General features: G+C 40.8%; 20 protein-coding genes. All 20 read right to left on the bottom strand.

The genetic code is table 11. The annotated features are described in order from the left end of the window. Nucleotides 1–14: 14 nt before the first annotated feature. The gene (cotE, locus tag NSQ17_RS08660; RefSeq protein ID WP_007499466.1) at nt 15–560 is read right to left on the bottom strand and encodes an outer spore coat protein CotE; all 546 of its coding nucleotides are present in this window, start codon (nt 558–560) and stop codon (nt 15–17) included. Between the two features lie 462 nt (nt 561–1,022). Continuing rightward, nucleotides 1,023–1,457, bottom strand: a complete 435-nt coding sequence (locus tag NSQ17_RS08655) for a RicAFT regulatory complex protein RicA family protein (protein ID WP_008344661.1) — start codon at nt 1,455–1,457, stop codon at nt 1,023–1,025. 1 nt (nt 1,458) lies between these two features. Further along, on the bottom strand, nt 1,459–2,985 hold the full coding sequence (miaB, locus tag NSQ17_RS08650) for a tRNA (N6-isopentenyl adenosine(37)-C2)-methylthiotransferase MiaB (RefSeq protein ID WP_007499471.1): 1,527 nt from the start codon (nt 2,983–2,985) through the stop codon (nt 1,459–1,461). Nucleotides 2,986–3,143: 158 nt separating this feature from the next. Continuing rightward, nucleotides 3,144–4,325, bottom strand: coding sequence for a glycine C-acetyltransferase (locus NSQ17_RS08645; RefSeq protein WP_007499472.1), 1,182 nt, complete (start codon nt 4,323–4,325; stop codon nt 3,144–3,146). Further along, nucleotides 4,322–5,386: an L-threonine 3-dehydrogenase gene (tdh, locus tag NSQ17_RS08640; protein WP_058337312.1), complete on the bottom strand. Its 1,065-nt coding sequence runs from the start codon at nt 5,384–5,386 to the stop codon at nt 4,322–4,324. Before tdh ends, NSQ17_RS08645 begins: the two co-directional genes overlap by 4 nt. A gap of 178 nt (nt 5,387–5,564) precedes the next feature. After that, the gene (locus NSQ17_RS08635) at nt 5,565–8,609 is read right to left on the bottom strand and encodes an efflux RND transporter permease subunit (protein ID WP_342468025.1); all 3,045 of its coding nucleotides are present in this window, start codon (nt 8,607–8,609) and stop codon (nt 5,565–5,567) included. Nucleotides 8,610–8,812: 203 nt separating this feature from the next. Then, nucleotides 8,813–9,073: a stage V sporulation protein SpoVS gene (gene spoVS / locus NSQ17_RS08630; RefSeq protein ID WP_003211281.1), complete on the bottom strand. Its 261-nt coding sequence runs from the start codon at nt 9,071–9,073 to the stop codon at nt 8,813–8,815. Between the two features lie 202 nt (nt 9,074–9,275). Continuing rightward, nucleotides 9,276–10,070, bottom strand: coding sequence for a TIGR00282 family metallophosphoesterase (locus NSQ17_RS08625; protein ID WP_019744184.1), 795 nt, complete (start codon nt 10,068–10,070; stop codon nt 9,276–9,278). An 89-nt stretch (nt 10,071–10,159) separates the two neighbouring features. Continuing rightward, the gene (gene rny / locus NSQ17_RS08620; RefSeq protein ID WP_003211958.1) at nt 10,160–11,722 is read right to left on the bottom strand and encodes a ribonuclease Y; all 1,563 of its coding nucleotides are present in this window, start codon (nt 11,720–11,722) and stop codon (nt 10,160–10,162) included. Nucleotides 11,723–12,022: 300 nt separating this feature from the next. Continuing rightward, nucleotides 12,023–13,066 carry a recombinase RecA gene (gene recA / locus NSQ17_RS08615; RefSeq protein ID WP_007499478.1) on the bottom strand — a complete coding sequence of 348 codons (1,044 nt, stop codon included), beginning with the start codon at nt 13,064–13,066 and terminating at the stop codon, nt 12,023–12,025. A gap of 177 nt (nt 13,067–13,243) precedes the next feature. Further along, nucleotides 13,244–14,494 (bottom strand): competence/damage-inducible protein A, encoded by a 1,251-nt coding sequence (locus NSQ17_RS08610; protein WP_081114823.1) that lies wholly within the window; start codon nt 14,492–14,494, stop codon nt 13,244–13,246. Nucleotides 14,495–14,510: 16 nt separating this feature from the next. Continuing rightward, a complete protein-coding gene (gene pgsA, locus NSQ17_RS08605) occupies nt 14,511–15,092 on the bottom strand; it encodes a CDP-diacylglycerol--glycerol-3-phosphate 3-phosphatidyltransferase (protein WP_008358030.1) in 582 nt (193 codons plus the stop codon). A 75-nt stretch (nt 15,093–15,167) separates the two neighbouring features. After that, complete coding sequence (locus NSQ17_RS08600) at nt 15,168–16,079, bottom strand: helix-turn-helix domain-containing protein (RefSeq protein WP_039166616.1); 912 nt, start codon at nt 16,077–16,079, stop codon at nt 15,168–15,170. Nucleotides 16,080–16,102: 23 nt separating this feature from the next. Beyond that, nucleotides 16,103–16,894 carry a DUF3388 domain-containing protein gene (locus NSQ17_RS08595; RefSeq protein WP_039166619.1) on the bottom strand — a complete coding sequence of 264 codons (792 nt, stop codon included), beginning with the start codon at nt 16,892–16,894 and terminating at the stop codon, nt 16,103–16,105. A 131-nt stretch (nt 16,895–17,025) separates the two neighbouring features. Further along, the gene (locus NSQ17_RS08590) at nt 17,026–17,283 is read right to left on the bottom strand and encodes a DUF3243 domain-containing protein (RefSeq protein ID WP_003211590.1); all 258 of its coding nucleotides are present in this window, start codon (nt 17,281–17,283) and stop codon (nt 17,026–17,028) included. Nucleotides 17,284–17,355: 72 nt separating this feature from the next. Next, on the bottom strand, nt 17,356–18,084 hold the full coding sequence (locus tag NSQ17_RS08585; protein WP_217967194.1) for an SDR family oxidoreductase: 729 nt from the start codon (nt 18,082–18,084) through the stop codon (nt 17,356–17,358). Nucleotides 18,085–18,113: 29 nt separating this feature from the next. Then, a complete protein-coding gene (locus NSQ17_RS08580; protein ID WP_160757680.1) occupies nt 18,114–21,233 on the bottom strand; it encodes an MMPL family transporter in 3,120 nt (1,039 codons plus the stop codon). Further along, nucleotides 21,211–21,687, bottom strand: a complete 477-nt coding sequence (locus NSQ17_RS08575) for a MarR family transcriptional regulator (RefSeq protein ID WP_024720380.1) — start codon at nt 21,685–21,687, stop codon at nt 21,211–21,213. Before NSQ17_RS08575 ends, NSQ17_RS08580 begins: the two co-directional genes overlap by 23 nt. A gap of 151 nt (nt 21,688–21,838) precedes the next feature. Beyond that, nucleotides 21,839–23,131, bottom strand: coding sequence for a pitrilysin family protein (locus NSQ17_RS08570; RefSeq protein WP_039166628.1), 1,293 nt, complete (start codon nt 23,129–23,131; stop codon nt 21,839–21,841). Beyond that, nucleotides 23,128–24,408, bottom strand: a complete 1,281-nt coding sequence (locus NSQ17_RS08565) for a pitrilysin family protein (protein WP_024720378.1) — start codon at nt 24,406–24,408, stop codon at nt 23,128–23,130. The genes NSQ17_RS08570 and NSQ17_RS08565 overlap by 4 nt, the downstream gene beginning before the upstream one ends. Nucleotides 24,409–24,548 lie beyond the last annotated feature (140 nt).

Below are 24,548 nucleotides of genomic sequence, written 5' to 3'. Positions count from 1 at the left end.
GCCCTAGTCATCAATTACTCTTCTGGATCACCCGCGAGGAATTCTGGATGAATATCTTCTAATTCCTCATCCACTTCTTCTTCCCATTCGTGATCATCTTTTTCTTTCCAGCTTGAATTGACTTCTACAACAATTTTGGTTTCCCCTACTACTTCAGCAATGAATTCACGCTCTGCTTGAACGACAATTTTATTGCCATTTGGAGAAATGGTGACTTCTAAGCAATTGGGCTGCTGTAAGACTTTCGCAATCACTTCGTGCTCATCATCAAGGAAGTTTTTATCTTTATATCTCAGTTTGATGATATCTACATATTTTACACGTTCTGTGACCACTTCGGTTTTCGTGTTGTCTGCGTAAGAATACCACACGTTAATATCAAATGTACCTTCAATCTCAACTGTTTTACCGACCTTTTCAGCATCATACTTATGATTAATGATCCAACCGCCTAGGATGCTGGTTGGTTTTTGCGATGGAGAAATGGTGTGTGTGCTTTGGGTAAATTTCCTCCCTTTTGCAACCACCGCTTTTGTAATAATTTCTCTGTATTCAGACATTCCGGCATGCCTCCTTGTTCTTGATCGTTTTATCTTATGCTGGGCATTCGTCTAGTGTGTCACGATTTTGAGTCTCATGTTCAATTAAATTCATTTCTGTTTCAGTGTATGCATGGTCGCCCATAAACTTGCCTTGAAAATTGGAAAAGTTGGAGAGTGAGAGATTGAGGTTGATGGAAGCTGAAAGATGTGATTTAATAATGAAGTCACAGTCCCTTTAGGAGTGGCTATATATAAAAATTAATATAAATTTTCGTTTAGAATTAAAGATTAAAATGAATATCAAAAAATTTTTACTTCTTTTAACTCGTATTAGGTATTTCATAAAGAAATAAACTAACCATATAAAATAAAATAGGGGCTGTGGCGTCAACAAATTGTTGATGTCACAGCCTTTAAACTACAAATAACAAATATAGATAAGAATACACAAACAAAAAACCCCGCATCTGCGGGGTTTTCTCATTTAATGGAGCAACTTGGGGATGAGTTTTTCACTTTTGAACCGGTTTCTCCTAATAAGAGGTCACCGCCGGTTGAAAGAATGATTTCATCCGTTACTTGATTAGAAATTGTGTGCGCTACAAGCTGAAGCAGGGAATTAACCTCTGTTTGTGATTCTTTGAATTCTTGAATCACTGGGATCTCATCCAGTTCTTCTTGCAGGGCATCAATTTTTTCTTCCACTTGTTTTAAGGCTTCATGTTTGCCATAATGCTTTAAATTCACAGCTTGCTTTTGAAGCGCCTTAATTTGATTAATGATCGCTGCAATTTTTGTATTTTCATTGATTTGCGCTTCTGCTTTTTTGAAGAAATCAACTTCTTCTGTTTCAGAAATCATTTTTGCGAGCTCTCTTGCGCGCTCGACAATCTCTTTCTTTGAATAAAGCGTCATTTTAATTCACCTCGATAGCTTCTCCAACCATTTCTCCGTCAAGAGACCAAGTTTTGGCTTGTGTGATTTTCACTTTGACGATGTTGCCAATCGCTTCTTTTGGTGCTTTAAAATTCACAAGCTTGCTTTTACTTGTATATCCGGCTAGGATCTCAGGGTTGTTTTTACTTTCACCCTCTACTAATACTTCGACAGTCTGCCCTTCATATTCCTTCATTTTTTTCGCAGAAATTTCATTTACGAGTGCATTCAGGCGCTGCAGACGTTCTTTTTTTACACGCATTGGCACGTTGTCTTTCATATTGGCTGCTGGTGTTCCTTCTCTTGGAGAGTAAATGAACGTATAAGCCGCATCAAACTCAACCTCACGATAGAGGGAAAGCGTCTCTTCAAACTGCTCATCTGTTTCATTTGGGAACCCAACGATAATGTCCGTTGTTAATGAAGCATTTGGCATTGCCTCTTTGATTTTACGCACTAAGTCAAGGTAACGTTCACGGTCGTATTTTCTTGCCATGAGTTTCAGCACAGAAGAACTTCCTGATTGAACCGGCAAATGAATATGGTCGAGAAGGTTTCCGCCTTTGGCAAGCACTTCAATTAAGTGATCATCAAAGTCACGCGGGTGGCTTGTTGTAAAACGGATACGTGGAATATCGATTTTACGCAGCTCATCCATGAGGTGACCAAGACCATATTCCATGTCTTCAAAATCTTTTCCATACGCATTCACGTTTTGACCAAGAAGGGTAATTTCTTTATATCCTTCTGCTGCTAAGCGTCTGACCTCTTGAATAATTTCATCCGGACGGCGGCTTCTTTCCTTCCCGCGCGTGTAAGGGACGATACAGTATGTACAGAATTTATCACAACCGTACATAATATTCACCCAGCCCTTAATTTTTCCTTGGCGGGCTCTCGGAAGATTTTCAATCACATCGCCTTCTTTAGACCAAACCTCAATGACCATTTCTTTTGAAAGGTAGCATTCAGATAATAGCTCTGGCAGGCGGTGAATGTTGTGGGTACCGAAAATCAAATCAACAAATGGGTGTTTCTTTAAAATACGGTTAACAACAGATTCTTCTTGCGACATGCATCCGCAGACGCCTAAGATTAAATCTGGCTTTTCACGCTTTAATGCTTTTAAATGACCAAGCTCTCCAAACACTTTGTTTTCTGCATTCTCACGAATGGCGCAAGTGTTTAATAAGATGACATTCGCATCTTCAGTCGAATTTGTTGGTTCATAACCAAGCGCCATAAAAATACCAGCCATCACTTCTGTGTCATGCTCATTCATTTGACAGCCATATGTGCGAATATAAAACTTGCGGCCGTTCCCTAACCCTTGAAACCGCTCGTCAATTTGAAATTGATTGTATTCGACTTCTTCTTTACCCCGTTTTTTTGCATCTTTTAAGGAAGGCGGAATGTACACAGCTTCAAAATATTGGCTGTAGTCCTTCTCGGATTTTTTGTCCGATGAACTTACTTGTCCGCTCGCTTTTCTCTGCTCTTCATTCATGAATTTGTACTCCTTTCAAACCAAGCTCCACCCTACAGTATAGACTATTTTGTCGTGAATTGAAAATAAATTCATATGTGTTTTTTCTATGAAAAATGTCTATTCATCTGGACAGTCATCAATACTCTTTATCAAAAGAAAAGAGAGCCTCAGCTCTCTCAATCAAGTATATTCAGTTTTTTTGCTTCTTCTTCGATGATTGTCAGTGCACGGTCAAGCTCTTCTTTTGTGTGCTCTGCTGTGATGATGGCTCTAATTCTCGCTTTTCCTTTCGCTACAGTTGGGAAAGCAATGCCTTGAGCGAAAACGCCGCGCTCGATTAATGCTTTTGAAAACCGGAAAGTGAGTGCCTCGTCTCCAATCATCATCGGAATAATAGGCGTTTCTGTTGGTGCCACCTCAAATCCAAGACCGATGACTTTTTCTTTAAAATAGGCCGCGTTCTCCCAAAGTGTTTCAATGCGCTCCGGTTCGTCTAACAGCACTTCAATGGCTTCTTCACAGGCTCTTGTGACAGCCGGCGGATGTGAGGTGCTGAATAAAAACGGTCTTGCTTTATGCTTTAAATAGTCGATTAAAACGGCAGAACCAGCGACGTAACCGCCTAGCACACCAACTGCCTTACTAAGTGTGCCAACCTGAATATGCACTCTGCCGTCAAGTTGAAAATGATTCACTGTTCCGCGCCCATTTTCACCAAGTACTCCAGACGCATGGGCATCGTCTACCATCACAAAGGCATCATATGCTTCTGCAAGTCTTACAATCTCAGGAAGCGGTGCAATATCTCCATCCATTGAGAACACACCATCTGTCACGATAAGACGGACGCGGTAATTCATCGATTTCTTTAAAATTTTCTCAAGCTCTTCCATATTAGAATGAGCATATACTTTTTTATCTGCCTTTGTTAAGCGAATCCCATCGATGATTGAGGCATGGTTCAGCTCATCTGAAATGACAATATCATCTTTTGTGAGAATGCTGGATAAAACCCCTTGGTTGGTCGTAAAGCCTGATTGGAATACGAGGGCTGCCTCTGTCTTTTTAAAAGCAGCGAGCTTTTTTTCAAGCCGTTCATGCATTGTCATCGTTCCAGCAATGGTTCGTACAGATCCTGTTCCAGCACCGAATTCATCAATCGCCTCTTTTGCCGCTTTCATCAGCCTTGGATGTGAGGTGAGACCTAAGTAGTTATTTGAAGAGAGTTGTATGACGGATTGTTCATTTAATGTCACCGTGGAAGATTGTTTGGAATCGATTTCTTTCAGTGTTTGATGGGTGCCTTGCTGCTTCATTGTGTCCAATTCATCTTGTAAATACGTAAATTCTTTCATCATTTCGTCCCCCTTTGATATGATGGCATGATCAGTACGACCTTCCCGCACGTACCATTTCTCATGAGTTCAAATCCCTTTTCAAAATCTTCAAATGGCAGCGTATGGGTGACAACCGGCTGTACATCAATGGTATTCGTTCTTAAAAGTTCAGATACTTGACGCCACGTCTCAAACATTTTTCTCCCCGTGATCCCTTGCACGGTTAATCCCCTAAAAACAATTTGATTCGTAATGTCAATGGTTACTGGCCGCTCTGGCAAACTTAGTATATTCACTTTCCCTCCATTTGCACAAGCTTCGAGTGCTTGATTAATTGCAACGGGATGTCCTGACATCTCACACATCACGTCTGCCCCTTCCATCCGCGTGAGCTGCTTAATCATGGCAACAGGATCATCTTTTCCGATATCCACGATATGATCTGCACCCATTTTACGGGCAAGATCCAGTCTGTATTCATTTTTATCAACAGCGAACACTTGGACAGCCCCGGAGGCTTTTGCAACCGCAATCGCCATTAAACCAATGGGACCACAGCCAAAAATCGCCACTGACTTTCCTGAAACAGGTGTATGCAGAACTGTATGAACAGCATTTCCAAGCGGTTCTTGAATAGATGCAAGTTCCACTGGCATTTGAGCTGGATTATGCCACACATTTTGTTCTGGTACTTTGACATATTCAGCAAAACAGCCATCAATGTCTACCCCTAAAATTTTCGTTTCGCTGCACAAATGCTGCTGACCCGTTAAACACATATAACACTGATTACAGACAATATGCGTCTCAGCCGATACAAAATCCCCTACTTTTGCTCGTGAGACTTGGTTCCCCGTTTTGACAACTTCCCCTGTGAATTCATGACCAAAAATGTACGGTGCTTGGACTCTCCCCTTCGCCCAATCATCCCAATTATAAATATGCACATCCGTTCCGCATATCGATGTAGCCTTTACCTGGATGAGCACTTCATGATCACTTATTTCTGGAATCGGCATTTCCATCATCGTCGCTCCGTAAGCGCTTTCTTTTTTAACAATCGCTTTCATCGTTCCACACATGACGTACAACCCCTTTGTTAAAAAACTTCTCCCAATCCGATCTTATCATGTCTTATTTTAGACGTAAATACCACTGTCTTTCAGGAGAAGACAAATGAACACTCCACATATTTTTTTAGACATTTTTCTAAAAAAAAAGAGCAAATCTCCTTTTATTCGGAGATTTGCTTTTAAGTTGTCAGCGTTTTTTTGAAACGGCTACATATAAAGCCGGCACAATCAGTAGTGTCAGAATCGTTGAGAAAAAGACACCTGATACGATGCAGATCGCTAACGGCTTAAAGAGTGGGTCATTACTTAGAGCAACGGGCATAAGAGCGACAAGTGCTGTAAATGCTGTCAGCAAAATAGGTCTAATCCTTGCCCTCCCCGCTTCAATCACAGCTGCCTGTTGATCGAGACCTTGCTTGCGCCTCTGTTCAATAAATTCAAACAAAACGACCGCATTTCGGACCACGATACCTGCCAATGAGACAATCCCCATTGTCGCCATAAAGCTAAATGGCGTTTGAGTGACAAATAGTCCAATAATGGCTCCGGATATCGCTAAGTAAACCGTTCCAAGAACTAAAAGCGGCAGCATGAGTGAATTGAACTGGAAAGCGATGGTCACATAAATGAGCAGCAGGACTACCCCAAATAAGAGACTAATTTCAATAAAGAATTGGGTTTGATCTTCATTTTCTCCGCCCTGAGAAATGGACAAATTCTTCGCTGCATCGCTTTTCCCAACTTCATTTACAACTTCTGTCATATCGTCTTTAAACGTATCTGATGTACCAGGATATGCCTTTAACGTGATCGTCGGCATCCCGTTTTCATGCGGAATACTTTCAAATTGCTCTGTTTCTTTTTCTTTTACGTATCGGCTAAGCGGCTCCAGTTGAGGCATGCCTCCCTCATTTGCACTCACAGGCACCTTGATGTCTTTTAGCTTCAGTCCGTTTTGATGTGTGCTCATGTCTTGTTTCACTACGAGGTCGATGTCATCTGTTCCTTGTTTAAAGGTGCCTAATGGAATTCCTTCTGTGACAAGACCAAGCTGTCTGCTGACAAACTGAGCAGTGAGCCCATCCTCTGCCATTCGGTCACGATTCAATTCAAATGAGATGGTTTTCACCGGTTGATTGACATCGTCTGTGATCAGACTTGCTCCGCTTTCTTTCATTTCTTTTGTGAGCTTCTCTTTCACATCCACGAGCTTTGAAAATTGTTCTCCTGCAATGGTTACGGTCACAGGCGCCCCAATTGGCGGTCCTTGAACAATGGTTTTCATAAAGATATCAGCATCTTTAAATTTCTTTCGCAATGGCTCTGTCATACGATCGATCAATGCTTTGCTTGTCATCTGTTCATTGTCTACTCTGACAACAACCTGACCCGTATGATCACTTGCGTTTGAGATACTTTCATTAAACAAGTTCGGCACACCGCCGCCTGCAAAAATGGCCGTCTCTTCAATGCCTTTTTGCTGTTTGATCTCTTGTTCTATTTTCTCTAATGTGTCATTCGTTTTATCTAAGGTTGTTTCACTTGGCAGTGTCACAGTGACAACCACCTCTTTCTTATTCGCCGCAGGGAAAAACTCAAATGGTGTGGCGAAAATAAGCAAAAAGGCAAGTGTGGCAACGAGCAAACCACTTAATCCAATGAGAAGTGGTCGCTTCACGATGTTTGTCAGTACTCGATCTGCATAAAAATCGGCTAACCTTTTTAATGGTTTGCCTAAAAAGCCCGGTTCTTTTTGAATCTTCTTGTTCTTTCTTTTTCGGTTTGCTGTATATTGGTACACTGGCACAAGTGTCAATGAAATGACCATTGACGCAAGTACAGTTGTGACTAGAACAGACGGTAACGCTCGAATAAATGAACCGTTCGCACCAGAAAGGAAAACAAGCGGCAAGAAGGCAAAGACAACAGCTAGTGTTGACGTCAAAATGGATCCAGCCACTTCTTTTACACCTGCAATTGTTCCTTTAAGCGGACTTTCGTATTTTTTCATCTGCCTCAAAATATTATCGTTGACGACAATGGCGTCATCTACAAGTATCCCTAGCGCAATGATAAAGCCAATAATTGAAATTTGATTAAGGTCCACTTGTAAAAACGGCAGCGGGATGGTTCCGATCGTTATGGATAGCGGAATCGCAAGTGAAACGATAAACGCACCACCAATAGTTAGACCAAGTGTGGTGACGACAATGACGGCGATGACGGCCACGATCGCTTCTTTGATTAAATCGTTAAAAATGGCATCTACTTCACTTTTTTGTGAATAGTAGTCTATCCAATCCACACCATTTGGCAGCTCTTTCTCTTTTTCAATGACCGCACTGACTTTGTCATACATTTTAGGAATATCCAGTCCTGGCTTAATATTGACTGTAAATGAATAGGCTGGCTTTCCGTTATATGAAACGATATCACTTTTCTCTTTTTCTACTTCTTTTAAACGACCAAGCTCACCGATTGTAACAGGCTCTCGGCTCGTTTTTGAGAAAATCTCAATCTTTTTCATTTGATCTAAACGATCATAGGCATCAATGGACAGCTTGACCTTTTCTCCATCTGCCTGGACGTCACCTAGAGGGGATGTGTCAAATTCTTGATTGATGGCATTTGTGACATCGGTCACGTTTAACCCGTTATCCTCCAGTTTACTTGAATCCAAGTTCAATATTGCTTGTTTGTCATTGAACCCTTTGATGACGACACCATCAACACCTTTGATGTCCTCCACTTTTTCTTTTAACGCACGCAGCGATTCCTGACTTTTTGCTAAATCAGATGAGTTACTTGCTACAATCATATAAGAACCAACTGGCACGTTGCCAAACTCATCCTTTACATCTGGCTCCATCACACCATCTGGAAAAGAAGAGGTGGCATTTGTGGTTTCACTCTTGATTTGACTTGCCACCTTTTGAAAATCGGCTTGATCATCAATTTCAAGCACAATATTTGAGATACCAATAGCAGAAACAGAGCTTGTCTTCTCTACACCATTGATATCAGAAATGGCCGACTCGAGCTTATTGGTGACATCACTTTCTACCTGTTTTGCATCAGCACCAGGGAAAACAGTCGAAATGGTTACAATATTTGCTTGAAACTCTGGCAGTTCTCGTTTAGGAAGCTGTGTAAACAAATAACCTCCAGCAATGAGAACGATAAAAAATAAAATAAAAACAAGCTTTCCTCTTTTTAAAAAAGCTTCGATCATTATTTCACCTACTTAAATATTTATTTTTGATGAAGTATTTTCAACTTAATCTTAATTTATCATCATGGTGAAAAAATGCAAGCTCTAATATGTCATTTTCTATCTATTTTGTGAAAGAAATATGTTATATGAGAAATGTATAGCGGTAAACAAAAACAACCTGCTTACATGATGTAAGCAGGTTGAAAATAATAAAATTAGAATTATCGTGGTTCAACAATCAGTTTGATTGCTGTTCTTTCTTCTCCATCGATAAGAATGTCAGTAAAGGCTGGAATGCATATCAAATCCACTCCGCTAGGCGCAACAAATCCCCTTGCAATGGCGACAGCCTTGACCGCCTGATTCAGTGCTCCAGCGCCGATAGCCTGTATTTCCGCTGCACCGCGTTCACGTAAAACGCCGGCTAATGCTCCTGCTACTGAATTTGGATTTGACTTTGCTGAAACTTTTAAAATTTCCATTTTTGCTCCCCCTTAAATTTACAATGGATAAGTGAGTGTTCATTAGAACAATCTTTGTTAGATGTTGCTATTTTTTTGAAAATCCATCCCCAAAATGTTTTTCAAAAATAGCAGGCTACCTACCATTTTTACTATATTCACGATAGAGGGCGCATATTCCTTCTTTCTGATTAATATTTTTCTGAAATAAATATGTGAATATTTATTCAAAGAAAATATGGTCATCATTTATCAAAATTCGATCAATTTTGACAGCTTTTTTCGACGGTTCGTCAATTTCTACGATCACTGCACTTAATGTCGTGCGGCCTTCTGCAATTTCAAAACGGACAGGGAGGCTCGTTTTAAATCGTTTAATAATCGTTTCCCGATCAACACCTAAAATACCGTCATAAGGACCAGTCATGCCAACATCCGAAATATAAGCAGTTCCTTTTGGCAAGACACGGTTATCTGCTGTTTGAACATGTGTATGCGTTCCAACGACACACGATGCACGGCCATCAGTATACCAACCCATTGCTTGCTTTTCACTTGTGGCTTCACCATGAAAATCAATAAAAATAAACGGTGTACGTTTTGAAGCTTCTGCTATGAGCTCATCTACTTTTTGAAATGGGCAGTCAATCGGAGGTAAAAATGTGCGGCCTTGCAAGTTGATGACAGCTAGTTCTTTACCTTGTTTTTTAATAAAAGTGAGACCTTTCCCTGGTGTACCTTGCGGGAAGTTTGCCGGACGAACAATATGGGGTGCATCATCGATGAAATCGAAAATGTCTCTTTTATCCCATGTATGGTTCCCCATCGTGAGCACATCAGCCCCAGCTTGAAGCAGCTCGTGATAGATTTTTTCAGTAAGCCCTTTCCCATGAGCCGCATTTTCTCCATTGACAATCGTAAAGTGTGGCTGATATTTTTTCTTTAGCTTTGGCAAGTATTCTTTCAGTGTATCTCTGCCAGGTGAACCAACGATATCTCCAACAAATAATATTTTCATACGTTTTGAACCCTTTCTCTTATAAAATGATCTTCTTATCAGTGTTGCATATTTACACAAAAAAATAAAGCGGCGCTAAGCGCACCGCTCTATTTTGCATACTCTACTGCGCGAGTTTCTCGAATAACTGTCACTTTAATGTGACCAGGGTAATCGAGCTCGTCCTCAATCCGCTTACGAATATCCCTTGCTAGACGGTGAGCTTCAAGATCATTAATTGAATCTGGCTTCACCATAATACGCACTTCACGTCCAGCTTGTATCGCAAACGATTTTTCAACACCTTCATAAGATTCAGAGATGTCTTCTAATTTCTCAAGTCTCCGAATGTAATTTTCAAGCGTCTCACTTCTTGCACCAGGGCGTGCTGCAGATAATGCATCGGCTGCCGCAACAAGAACAGCGATAATAGATGTCGGTTCTTGGTCACCATGGTGAGATGCAATACTGTTGATGACAACAGGATGCTCTTTATATTTCGTCGCAAGCTCAACGCCAATTTCCACGTGGCTTCCTTCTACTTCATGATCAATGGCTTTTCCAATGTCATGCAGAAGACCTGCTCGTTTTGCAAGCTTTGCATCTTCTCCAAGCTCTGAAGCCATGAGACCTGCAAGATGTGCAACCTCAATTGAATGCTTCAGGACATTTTGTCCATAACTTGTACGGAATTTTAAGCGACCGAGAATTTTGATGAGATCCGGATGCAAACCGTGAACTCCGACTTCAAATGTCGTTTGCTCACCCATCTCGCGGATATAATCATCGACTTCACGGCGTGATTTTTCCACCATTTCTTCAATTCGTGCAGGATGAATACGTCCATCCTGGACTAGCTTGTCCAGAGCTATCCTCGCTGTTTCACGTCTTATCGGATCAAAGCCCGATAAGATGACAGCTTCAGGTGTATCATCAATGATCAGGTCAATACCTGTTAACGTTTCTAACGTACGGATATTTCGTCCCTCACGCCCGATAATACGACCTTTCATCTCATCATTTGGAAGATTGACTACAGATACTGTTGTTTCAGCTACATGATCAGCTGCACAACGCTGTAACGCAAGTGAAAGAATGTTTTTCGCTTTTTTATCAGCCTCTTCTTTCGCCCGGTTTTCAGATTCTTTCGTCATGACTGCAATGTCGTGGGAAAGCTCATTTTCAACTTGATCCAGAATGATTTGTTTCGCTTCATCTCGAGTTAGACTAGAAATACGCTCCAACTCAGCTTTCTGCAAACGAATCATATCATCCACTTTGCTTTCCATCTCTTCAATATGTTGTTGTCGTTCATTCAGAGAATGATCTCTCTTCTCCAACAGGGACTCCCGTTTATCTAAAGATTCGTCCTTGCGATCAAGGTTTTCCTCTTTTTGAAGTAAACGGTTTTCTTGTCTTTGAAGCTCATTACGTCTTTCACGAACTTCTTGCTCCGCCTCTACACGAAACGAATGAATTTCATCTTTCGCTTCTAAGAGCGCTTCTTTCTTCAATGCTTCCGCATCACGCTTTGCATCCTCAACAATTTGTTCGGCCATGTTTCTTGCGCCGGATATTTTTGCTTCTGCAATGGTTTTACGAACAAAGTAGCCAACAACTAAACAGATTAGGCTCAGCAAAATGGAGATGATCGTAAACATCGTAGGCGACATATTTTCACCTCCTCTTGCTATGAACTTGGTTTTACAAATAAAGTGTCGGCATGTACATTGTTTTGTGTCTCAACATACAGGGCCTTCACAGGGAATGAGATCCTCACTGCCCTTGTCAAGTTTAAATTAGTTATCAATCATGTTAAGAAAAACAAGTGATACATTCCCATTGTAATTGTGTCGGAAATACTTGTCAAGCTAGTCAGACTAAGGCGTAAGTCGTTATTTCAAGCAAAGACAGAACTTTTGACCCGCTAGCTGTTATGTAATTGTAAAAAAAAGACGCTTTTCAGCGTCTTTTTAGTCATTCAATTCCAATTCTTCTTGTCCTTCTTCGTCAGTTGATTTCACTCCGTTTGTATCCAAACCATAGTGCTCCCTGATCTGCTCCTGAATCATAAGAAGAATGTCCTTATTCTCTTTTAGGAATTGCTTCGCATTTTCACGTCCTTGTCCAAGACGTTCCTCTTGATAAGAATACCAAGCCCCGCTCTTTTGTACGATATCTAGTTCGCTTCCAAGGTCGATGATTTCTCCCTCTTTCGAGATACCTTCACCGTACATAATGTCTACTTCGGCAATACGGAATGGTGGTGCCACTTTGTTTTTCACAACTTTAATTCTCGTTTTGTTCCCCATGATGTCGTTCCCTTGTTTCAACTGTTCAGCACGGCGTACTTCTAAACGAACAGATGAATAGAACTTAAGTGCACGTCCACCAGGCGTTGTTTCAGGATTACCAAACATAACCCCTACTTTTTCACGAATTTGGTTAATAAAGATCGCAATTGTTTTTGATTTGTTGATAGCACCAGATAGTTTACGAAGTGCTTGAGACATCAAACGTGCTTGAAGACCAACGTGTGAATCTCCCATGTCTCCTTCGATCTCTGCTTTTGGTACAAGAGCAGCTACTGAGTCAATGACAACAATATCAACTGCACCACTACGAACAAGTGCTTCTGCAATTTCAAGTGCTTGTTCTCCTGTATCCGGCTGAGAAAGTAACAACTCATCAATATTGACACCTAATTTTTGAGCGTAAACTGGATCTAGCGCATGCTCCGCATCGATAAATGCAGCTTGTCCTCCCTGCTGCTGAACCTCAGCAATCGCATGAAGTGCTACTGTCGTTTTACCAGAACTCTCTGGACCATATACTTCAATAATACGGCCGCGAGGGTATCCACCTATTCCAAGCGCAGTATCAAGTGCTAACGAACCACTAGGTACTGTTGAAATACGTGTATCTGTTTGCTCTCCTAGTTTCATAATAGAGCCTTTACCAAACTGTTTTTCTATTTGTTTAAGAGCCATATCTAAGGCTGCTTGACGATCACTCATTCTATTGTTTCCTCCTTTATCAATTCCACTATCTATACTATACCTTGTTTCACGTCATTTGCCAAGAAAAAAACGAACACATATTCGATTTTTTCTTGGCAGATTATTTAAGAAAAGAGCTGTTTCTATTAGAAAAAACGCTCTTTTATAAAGGAGTAAACCTCATAAAAAACAAAATTAACTTTCTTTTAATAATTTGAGAAGGTGGTGCAAACCATATTTCACAGCACGCTTGCGAATGCCTGATCGACTGCCAGTAAACATCCATTCAAACACGTCTGTCTGGTCTTTTGTCGATAGCCCGATAAATACTTTTCCAACCGGCTGTCCTTCGTGTGGTTCAGGACCTGCCACACCTGTAAAGCTAATACCGATATCGCTTCCCGTCAGTTTTCTAACGCCTTCGGCGAGCTCTAACGCACACTCTTTGCTGACAGCACCATGAGAAGACAATGTTTCTTCACGGCAGCCCAGCACTTGCTGCTTGACTTGATTTGTGTAACAAACCACACTGCCGTTTAAAATGGATGATGCCCCTTCGAGATCTGTCAGCCACTCTGAAAACATACCACCAGTCAGGCTTTCAGCCGCTGCTACTGTTTTCCCGTGTTCATGCAAGGCCTTTGAAGCTTCAAAGGCAAGAGATGTATTACCATATCCGTAGAAGTACTCGCCGACCCGTTCTAAAATTTGTGCTTCTGTTTCTTTTAACAGACGCTCTGTTTCTTTTTCATCCTCATGCTTGGCTGTCAGCCTTAGCGTCACTTCCCCGTCAGCTGCAAGCGGTGCAATCGTTGGATTGGTCTGTGCATCAATTAAATCTTCAAGATCTGTTTCCAGCTGAGATTCACCGATGCCAAAGAAACGCAAGACAACAGACACGATTTTTTCCTTTAGGCCGAGTTTTTCAGAAATAAGCGGCTTCGCTTCGTTTTCAAACATCGGGTGCAATTCACTTGGCGGTCCAGGGAGCAGAATGTAAAACGTATCTCCCTCTTGTATAAACATACCAGGTGCCATTCCGAAACGGTTTACGAGCACATCAGATCCCTCTAGAACGAGCGCCTGTTTACGGTTGTTCGGCGACATATCACGTCCGGTTTTACGGAAGTATTCTTGAATAGACTCAAATGCTTCTTCATTTAGCACAAGCTCTTTACCGAGCGTACTCGCAATGGTTTCTTTTGTTAAATCGTCTTTCGTTGGTCCAAGACCACCTGAGAAGATAATAAAATTCGATCTTTCCTGTGCCACTTGAATGGCCCTTTTTAAACGCTCTGGATTGTCACCAACTGCTGTGTGGTAATAAACATTCACACCAATTTCAGCTAGTTGTTTGCTGATGAATTGTGCATTCGTATTCGTAATTTGCCCTAGCAAAAGTTCGGAACCGACTGCAATAATTTCTGCTTTTCTCTCTGACTTCAAAGCGTACACGTCCTTTTTAGTTAGAATTCTTTAAGGCTTCCCAGTTTTTCGCAAAGTAATCCCATCCTGAGACAACAGTGAAGAACACCGCTACCCACATGGCAAGATCACCAAAAGGGAATGATACAAGTTCAAACGGCAGGTTATGCAAAAGAAGTGCCGAAATCGCAATGATTTGCGCCCACGTCTTCACTTTTCCAAGCATATTGGCTGCGACCACTTCACCGCCTCCAGCTAAGACAAGCCTTAGGCCCGTTACAGCAAATTCACGGCTAATGATCACAATTGCCATCCATGCCGGTGTGAGATTGTATTGAACAAGTATAATTAAAGCCGCTGAAACAAGCAATTTATCTGCAAGCGGATCTAAAAATTTACCAAAGTTTGTGACTAAATTGAGCTTACGTGCATAGTAACCATCAATCCAGTCGGTTGTCGAAGCGACAATAAACAAGATCGCTCCAACAAGGTGAGTGACTTCGATGCTGACGTCACCAAAGCGCGCAACACCCCAATCTAATGGAGCAAGCATAATGATCATAAAAACAGGGATCAAGGCGATCCTAGAAAGAGTTATTTTATTCGGTAAGTTAAACATGAATTTCAATCCTCCAATAAGCCATTTTTTTATGTATATATAATAGTAGGAACAAAAGAAAAGTCATCTACTTGCTTAAGATGACTTTTCCTTTCCTTTATTCACAATCACAATGTTTTGTGTCATGGTGTTTTTAGGGTCTAATTCGTACTTCAGCGTTTCGTCATTGACTTTGATATCGATTCCTGTTGCATTTCCTAAGCGGATATCGACTTGGGAAAGATCAGTTAAGTCTGTTTTAAACGATTCGCCATCTTTCAATTCACCCATCTTCAGCACTTTTCCAGATTCGTCTCTCACACGAAGCCATGAAGCTTGTGAGGCAGAAATGGTTAGCTCCATCTCTTCTGCACCTGATACTTCATACGTTGTCGTAGAACCCTCTGTATCCGTCGCCTTCAAAGAAACATCTTCATCGTCTTTAGATGAATCCTTTGAGGAATCGTCTTTTTCAGATGATTTTTCTTGATCATCTGACGAAGCTTTATCCTTTTTCTTTTGATCCTTTGCAAGCGATGAATCCTCAGACACTTCGTATTTTGATTCTGATTGCTGAGGAGCCGCCTGATTATTTTTTTGTCCGCTATCATGATTAACCGCTTGAACGATCACATAAATGATAGCGATCACCACAAGAATCCCTCCAATGATTAAAATCGTCGGAAGCAGCTCTAGTACCTTTGAGGCGGGCTTTGGCAGCTCTCTTTGCGGTTTAATATTTGATAATTTATCAGACACTTCATCGTTATACGTACTTGGTACATCTTTACGAAACTCTTCGAACAATTGTTCAGGATTCAGTCCAACGGCTTCGGCATATTGTTTAATAAACGCTCTGACGTAAAATTTACCTGGAATGATATCATAATTTCCTTGTTCTATTGCTAGCAAATAGCGCTTTTGGATTTTGGTAGCCGCCATCAGATCCTCCAGCGACATCCCTTTTTCCTCTCTGGCCTCAACGAGCCGTTTTCCCAATTCAGTCAAAACAAACACCTACCATTACCATATTAAAAATCGAAGCCAGAAAAACCAGAATGATCAAACACTTGTGGTTCTTCAGCGTGCTCGTATGTAATTTCTTCGTCTGCACTATTACGCAATTCAATGATGTAGTCGAAATCATCCATTGTATATTCTGAATTTTGAATAAAGATATCTGGATGCTCTACAACCTTTGTAGCAGGCAGTCTCATAATTTCTCTTAAAAGCTGCAAGTGCTTCTCAGAACCTCTTCTTGTCGACACAATCCCATCAATAATAAAGACGTTATCCGGGCTGTATTCATCTGCAATCAGCTGACTGCGAATGGTCTGTTTCAAAAGAGTAGACGATACAAACAGCCATCTCTTACTTGCACATACACTTGAAGCAACAATTGATTCTGTTTTTCCAACCCGCGGCATTCCGCGAATTCCAATCAATTTATGTCCTTCTTTTTTAAATAATTCAGCCATAAAATCGACAAGTAGACCAAGCTCGTCCCTTTCAAAACGGAACGTCTTTTTGTCATCCGCATCACGCTGAATGTATCTTCCATGACGAACAGCTAAACGGTCACGAAGTTTTGGCTGTCTTAGTTTCGTTACTTTTATCGTTTCCATTGTATTTAAAATTGATTCAAGCCGCTTAATTTGTTCTGTGTGGTCACAGCGAAGAAGCATGCCGCGTCTTGATACATCAACACCATTAATTGTCACAATATTAATTGAAAGCATCCCCATTAAAGAAGAAATGTCTCCTAAAAGTCCGGGACGGTTCACCTGTATCTCATATTCAAAATACCATTCGAGCTTTGCCAAATGATATTACCCCCTTCATTGTGGCAAATTTTTACCTTCCTTTATCATAAAGCATTTTCACATTTTTAGAAAGCACAATGTTGTGAAACAGTTAAAATAAAAAGAGAGGCACAAACGACCCCTCTTTTTGTTTAGTGCGAGCTATTATTTTCAACCAGTTTGACCATCATATTGGCAATTGCGCGCTGCTCATCTTCTGATGCGACGCTCCAAAGGTCAGCAAGTACTCTTTCTTGCTCATTCTTTGCTTCAACTTCATTAGCCAGGTATCCGCCAATTTCATACGCAAGGTTATTGATAGTATCATCTTTTAAGCCTTTATCCTGCGCATGATTTAAACGGTCTCCTAAAAAGTTTTTCCAATGGTCCCAGTTCTCAAGTACTGACATGTCGATTCCTCCATTCGAAAAGATGAATTACAGCCATAGCTTTTGTCATGGAGTGACGAATTATACACGTTTTTAACAGTACCAGCCGCCATTAACGGATAAAATTTGACCTGTCATATAACTTGACTGCTTGGAGGCGAGAAACCAAATGACATCGGCTATCTCTTCAGGTGCGGCAAGACGGCCGAGCGGAATCTCCTCTTCCATTATCGCAAGGTCTTCTTGTGTGAAGCTTTTCATCATATCAGTTTGAACAGCACCTGGTGAGACTGCATTTGCTCTAATTCCACTTGGGGCAAGCTCTTTGGCAAGCCCTTTAATGAAAGCATTTTGAGCACCCTTGACCATACTGTACAGTACTTCACACGAGGCACCCGTTTCCCCCCATATCGAGCTAACTGCAATAATATGACCTGATTTTTTTTGGATCATGGCAGGCAAAATAGATTGGGTAAGCTCATATGGACTTGTCACATGAAGCTGCACCATGCTGGCTAGATCTTCTTTTTCAGTATCTGTCACTAAACCAACATGACTCTTTCCGCTATTTAAAACAAGAATATCTGGATCAAGCGGCAGGCGGCTGACAAGCTCTGCTGCTCCGCCTGTTTTCGCTAAATCAGCTTGGATGACGTACGTTTCTACTTGATATGTTTCTTTGAGATCAGCGGAAAGACGGCTAGCCGCTTGTTCATTTTGATGATAATGGAGCATCAGATGGCAGCCTTCTTGGGCAAGCTTTTTGGCTGTCGCCTGCCCAATTCCGCCACTGGCACCAGTAATCAGTGCCCAACGACTCATACTTTGTTCCTACTTTCTTTATGGAATCCTTATTCTTTTCGTTTAAATGGGAACCAATTCGCTGATCCGAACAATTTGACCATCACAGGTACGAACAATGGTAGCACAACGAGTGCATACAATAAAAGCCCTGTGAGAACAAGTGTTGCAATCTGTAAGAGTGACAATACACCTGATGGCAGCATCGCTGCAAATGTTCCTGCCAAAATGACGGCAGCAGACATAATAACAGATCCCATATTTTTCATTGATTCAGTCATGGCAAACTGAATGTCTTTTGTTTTGTATTCATTGAAACGTTCCATTAAGAAAATCGAATAATCGACTCCAAGCGCCATTAAGATGACAAAGCCAAAGAATGGAACAGCCCAGTTGATGCCCGGATATCCGAAGAAATGGGTGAAAATAAATTCTGTTACACCAATGGCGGTAAAGTACGTTAAAATCAGCGATCCAACTAAGTAAAGCGGCATCACGAGAGAACGGAAGAGAATCACTAGTATTAAGAAAATACCGATCATCATGTAAAAAACCGTCTTATTGAAGTCTTGGTCTGACAGCTGTTTTAAATCAGCGTTCATACTTGATACACCAGATACGCCAAATGAAACATCTTTTAAGTTTGTTTCAGGAAGTGCACGTTTGACAGAAGCCTCTACTTGTTTAATCGTTTTCATGGCGTCGTTTCCATATGGATTGTCTTCTAAGATGACGTCAATCTTTGTCATCTTGCGGTCATCAGACATATAGGAATCGAACACTTGCTTGAAAGCTTTATTTTTCAGGACATCTTTTGGAATAAACCAACCGGCCATGTCTTGATCTGGTGCGTTTTTCAGTTCATCTAAGTAGTCTCCTGCACCCATTAAGCCGTTTGAAATTTTCTCAAGTCCGTCGACACTTTTGTTTAGACCATCTGTCAGCTTGGTCAGATCGTCACCAAAGCCGCCAATTTTTTCTTTCATTTGTTTTTGACCATTAATGATGTCGCCGGCTCCATTTGCAAGTTTAGGCATACTATCAGCTAGCTGTCCTTGGCCTTTAGACGTTTGATCTAGCCCGTTCTCAATAGCTTCTAAGCCAGCAATCAGCTCATCAATTTGATTTGTAAACACTTTTTGCTGCTCTGAAGCTTTTGCGATAAAAGCATCTGCTGCTTCAAGCTGTTTTTTTGCTTCTTTTGCTTGTTTTGCATAGCTGTCAGCCTGTTTGGCTCCTTCTTGCAAGGTAGTAGAAAGTTCCTTATATGAAGCTTTGATGGCTTGATATGATTGGTTTTCTTTCACTTGCGGAATTTGCTGCTCAAGTGTACTGAACTGTTTATTCGCTTGACTGATCAAAGCTTTCACATCCGCTGCGGCAGAGGATGACGTATCGACTTGTGCCAATGCTGCTTTTAATTCTTTGGAAATGCTTTTATACAGTGCCACTTGCTGATTCACTTGTGCGACTTGATCTGTTAATTCCTTTTTCGCACCCTTTATTCTTTCTTTAATTTCAGAAACACCTTTTTTGTTTTGATCAATTCCGTTTTGCAGTTCTCTCATCGATTTTTCGACGTTTTGAATACCTGATTTTACGGATTCGGTTCCAGAAATCAATTTGTTAATGCCTTTTCCAGATGATTTAATTTGTGGTGTTTGATCCTCAATGGATTTACTCATGGTTGTAAGAGCATCTTGGATCTTTTTCAACCCTTCGTTACTTTTATCAAGCCCGCTATTTAGCTCTTTGGCTTGAGATTTCACGTACAGATCATTCAGTCCTTTTCCAACAGGGCGTGTCGCACTTCTTACTTTACTCACGCCATCTGTTTGTTCAATGGCGCGGCTTAGTTTTTCAACAGCAATCAGACCTTCGTTATTGTCTAAAAGATCAGATGATTTCACGACAACGGTTGCCGGAAGGGCTTCACCTGGTCCAAATTTGTCAGAGATCGTATTAAATGCATTGACGGATTCGTATTTATTGCCGATTTCGTCTAGGTTGTTATATGAAAGTGTTCCTTTATACATAAGAATCGCTGGAAGGGTAATAATTGCAACGATTAGCAAGCTGAGAAGTGGTTTCTTAAATGAAAAACGACCGGCTGTTTCCCACATTTTCGATTGCGGGTGGGCAATATCGCCTTTGATCGGCCAAAATAACACTTTTCCTAAAACCGCCATAAAGAATGGAACGACAGTGAGCAGTGCCACAATTAACACGGCGACACCAACCGCCACGGCGACAGCTGATTTATACAGTTGGAATTGGGCTAAACCGATACACGTAAAACCAATGAGAACAGCAATTCCGCTGAATAAAACGGTTTTACCTGCCGTCTTATATGTTGTAATAATCGCCTCAATCTTATCTTTTCCGTGAGATAGTTCTTCTTTAAACCGGCTTAGCAACAGGATGCAGTAGTCGGTTCCAATCCCAAACATGATGGCGACCATAAAAATTTGGGTAAAGGTTGAGAGCGGAAAATCAACATACTTTACTAGGTAAGCCACAATGGATTGGCTGACCAAATAGGAAAGCGCCACGGCCACTAAAGGAACGAACGGTGCCACTGCGGATCTAAAGACAAGCACAAGAACAATTAAAATAAACCCAATTGTAATGAATTCCGTTTTTTTCAGACCTTCTTGTGAGCTTGTGATGACATCATCGTCGATTAGCGGCTGACCTGTCATTTCAAATTTCAGGTTCAGGCTCTTAAGCTTTTCATTGACTCTTTCTTTAAAATCGGATGCTTTGATTTTGTTCGAGTCGTATGTAACTGGAACAAGAAGTGTTGTTTGATCTTTAGAGAGCATCTGTTTTTTAATATCTTTGTTTGCATCAAAATAAGAAGTGATGTCTTCAACATGGAGATCTTGATCCTTTTCTAAAATCTCCATCGCTTTCTTTAAAGAGGCTTCTCTTTCTTTGACGATATCCTTTCCTTGAAAGACAATGACGATCGATTTTTCCGTATCCCCATTTTCAGACATGTTCTTTAATAATTGATCGGCGTAGGAAGAAGGATAACCATCTGGAACAGAAATCTGCCCTTTTTCTTTTGTTAATTGCGCCATATTAGGAGCGGTGATTAATAATACAGCCGCTAGTACGACCCAAAGGATCGTAATCAGCCATCTACCCTTTATGATTGCTCTCATTACTATGTTGTGCCTCCTCTTCGATGATAATTTGATAAATCTTTTCATATGTTTGAATAAATGATTCTATTTCTTTTTCATCAAATTTTTCTAAATATGACCGAACAAGATCCTGAAGCTGCTTTTCCATTCGGCTGACCACTTCTTTTCCTTCGGGTGTCACATAAAGATGAACGTTTCTTCGATCAGCTTGATCATGCTCTCGATAAATATAATCTTTATTAAAAAGACGATTGGTCATGGATGTCACAGCACTTTTATTGACATTACATTCGATGGCTAGGTCTGTTGATGTACATCCTGGGTGTAAATTGATGTATCGAAGCGAGTAATATTGATCAAGTGTCAGTTCTTTATCGAGCTTTTCCGTGATCATACTCGATACTTTTTTTTCCATCATGAGATAGACGTCCGCATATCTCTGGATGAGCTGGGCAATTTTATTTTGTACCATATGCTGCTCCTTTAGTTTGATTGTTTAACTATTAAAGAGTTTAACTAATTACCGAAACAATTGTCAATCAATATCTTCGCATATAAAGCGCTTTCTTCCATTGGACACAAAAAAGACAAACTCTTATACGTTGAGTTTGTCTTTTTTTCATTTATTTTGTTTTCGGTACGACTTTAAAAACTGACATTCTTTCTTCATCAATTTCTTCGTCTAAGATTTGCTGAATATCTGTTAATTGGATTTGCTCCAGTACTGGCACGACATCAAATAAGCTCATTTCTAAGAATGCGTATCGAGTGAATTGATTGGCGATGTACTCCGGGGAGTTCATTGCTTTTAAAAAGCTGCCAATTTTTTTCTTGCGAGCAAGTTCAATCTTTTCTTCTGTGATCAGGCTTTTTGCTTGAAGAAGCGTTTCTTTTAATTCATCTGCGAGTTGATCAGGGTCATTTGTATCTCCACCAACTGAAGTGAAGCCAAAACCGCCTTCTTCCGTATAATCGTAGCTGAAGGTCTCATCAATTAAGCCTTTTTCATACATCTGTTCATATTGTAAGGAGCTTTTACCAAACAGCGTCTCTAAAATGAGATTCATTCCGAGCTCATGTTTTAACAGTTCATTGCCTTTTTTATGAGGATTCTTTGTTTTTAATCCAAACATACATTTTGAGCCTTGTACGTTCATTGGAAGTTCGTATTCTTTTCGGTACACACCTTCAGGCTCATTGATGTCTTTTCGTTTGATCTCTGGCTGGTCTGTAAATGGCTTTTTCGCCTGATTCGCTCGAACTTGATCTAATATTTGCTTCGGATCAACGGGACCGACAACAAATAGAAGCATATTGCTTGGGTGATAGAACGTTTCATAGCATTCATACAAATGATCTTTTGTAATCGGAGCGATGCTTTCTACTGTTCCAGCTATATCAATTCTCACAGGATGCTCTTGATATAGATTTTCAATCAAACCGAAGAATAACCGCCAGTCGGGATTGTCATCATACATGTTAATCTCTTGACCAATGATGCCCTTTTCTTTTTCGACTGTTTTTTCAGTAAAATAAGGTTCTTGCACAAAATCAATGAGTGTCTCAAGGTTTTGTTCGACATTTGAGGTGCTTGAGAATAAGTAAGCTGTTCTCGTAAATGTCGTAAAAGCATTTGCGGATGCTCCTTGTTTACTAAATGTATGAAACACATCTCCATCTTCTTTTTCAAACAGCTTGTGCTCTAAGAAATGGGCAATTCCATCAGGCACTCGGATCATGTCTTCTTTGCCAAGCGGCACAAATTCATTGTCGACAGAGCCGTATTTTGTTGTAAAGGTTGCATAGGTTTTGTTAAACCCTTGCTTTGGCAGTACATAGACGTCAAGTCCGCTCTCCATTTTTTCGTGATAGACCGTTTCTTGCAACTGGTCGAATTGAATTGTTTTCACTGTCATGAAGCACCCTCCGTTCCTTTAAGAAAATAGGTCGTATCCCATTCGATTTTTTGACCCACTTTGATGATGTCCTCTTTTGTCACTCTGTCTAACGCTTCTAAAAAGGAATCGAGGCTCTCCCCTGTTGGCACGACGGCATGCTGATATAAGTATTCCGCTGTTCCATAAGACGTATCAATGGTTTCGAGCAACTGGTTTTTGACGACAGCCTTTGTCTGTTCAATTGCTTCATCAGAAAAATCGCCTTTTTGCATGGCATCAAATTGTTCTTTGATGATGTCTACTGCCTGCTGATAGTTGCCGACTTCAATTCCTGACATGACCATCATCAAACCTTTAAAGCTCTCAAGTCTAGAGACTGCATAGTACGCAAGACTTGCTTTTTCCCGCACATTGATAAATAGCTTTGAATGAGAGAAGCCGCCGAATATGCCATTAAACAAATGCAGCGCCGGATAATCTTCATCTGCTATCGTTGTATGTGTGCGAAAGCCAATGTTCAGCTTTCCTTGTTTTACGTCCTCTTCATCAATGACTTCTTTTGGCTCTATTTGTGATCTTGATGATTCGGTATTTTGTTTGACCGGCTCTCTTTCACTTGTTTTAAAGTATTGCGAGACCATTCGATTGATATCTTGTTCATCAACGTCTCCCACAACATAGAGATCCAGCTGGTTGGACTGAAGTGCATGCTCGTATGCTTTAAAGAGCGCTTCTGCCGTAATCGCTTCGACGTCTTCCATTTCACCATTGACGTGCAGTGCATATGGCTCACCTTTACACATTTCCTGTACAAGTCTTAAGTTTGAATAGCGCATTTTGTCATCATAAACGGCTTGAATGCGCTGTTTCAATGTTCGCTTTTCTTGCTCAACGTACAATTCATGAAATACTCCGTTTTCCACGTACGGGTGGAATAAAAGTTCAGAAAGTAAGGCAATCCCTTTTTCTAGTAAAGGGGTTTGATCCTTTAAATATTTTTCGTTCGCCATTTCTAGACGGAAGGTAATGATGTGATTTTCACCTTTTTTCGCCATGTCTGCGGAAACGGTCGCCCCATAGAGCTCGTCGAAATAAGCACGAAGCTCTCCCGTTTTCGGCATTTTTTCTGTTCCTCTTAAAAGCACATGCGGGAAAAGGGAACGCATGGTGACGTCATCTTTGGATAAAGGCGCAAGCATTTTAAAAAGGATCGTCACGGTTTTAAATTTTTCTGTTTTGACAATATGAGTATGAAGACCAGGTGTATCAAATGTCTTCTCTTGTAAGTACGTCATGAGAAACCTCCTTTGTTCATCCTATTTATTATGTATTAGAACATAGCTGATATATACGTGAAACAGCCATTTAATAGTCATTATATCAATCAGAGGAAAGGATAGGAAATAAAAACGCCTCTGCTAAAAGCAGAGACGCA

It is taken from the genome of Bacillus sp. FSL W8-0629 (assembly GCF_038593225.1).
In the GTDB taxonomy this organism is placed as follows: domain Bacteria; phylum Bacillota; class Bacilli; order Bacillales; family Bacillaceae; genus Bacillus; species Bacillus altitudinis.
Note: the sequence above shows the minus strand (reverse complement) of the source record. Positions and strands in the feature narration are given on the sequence as shown.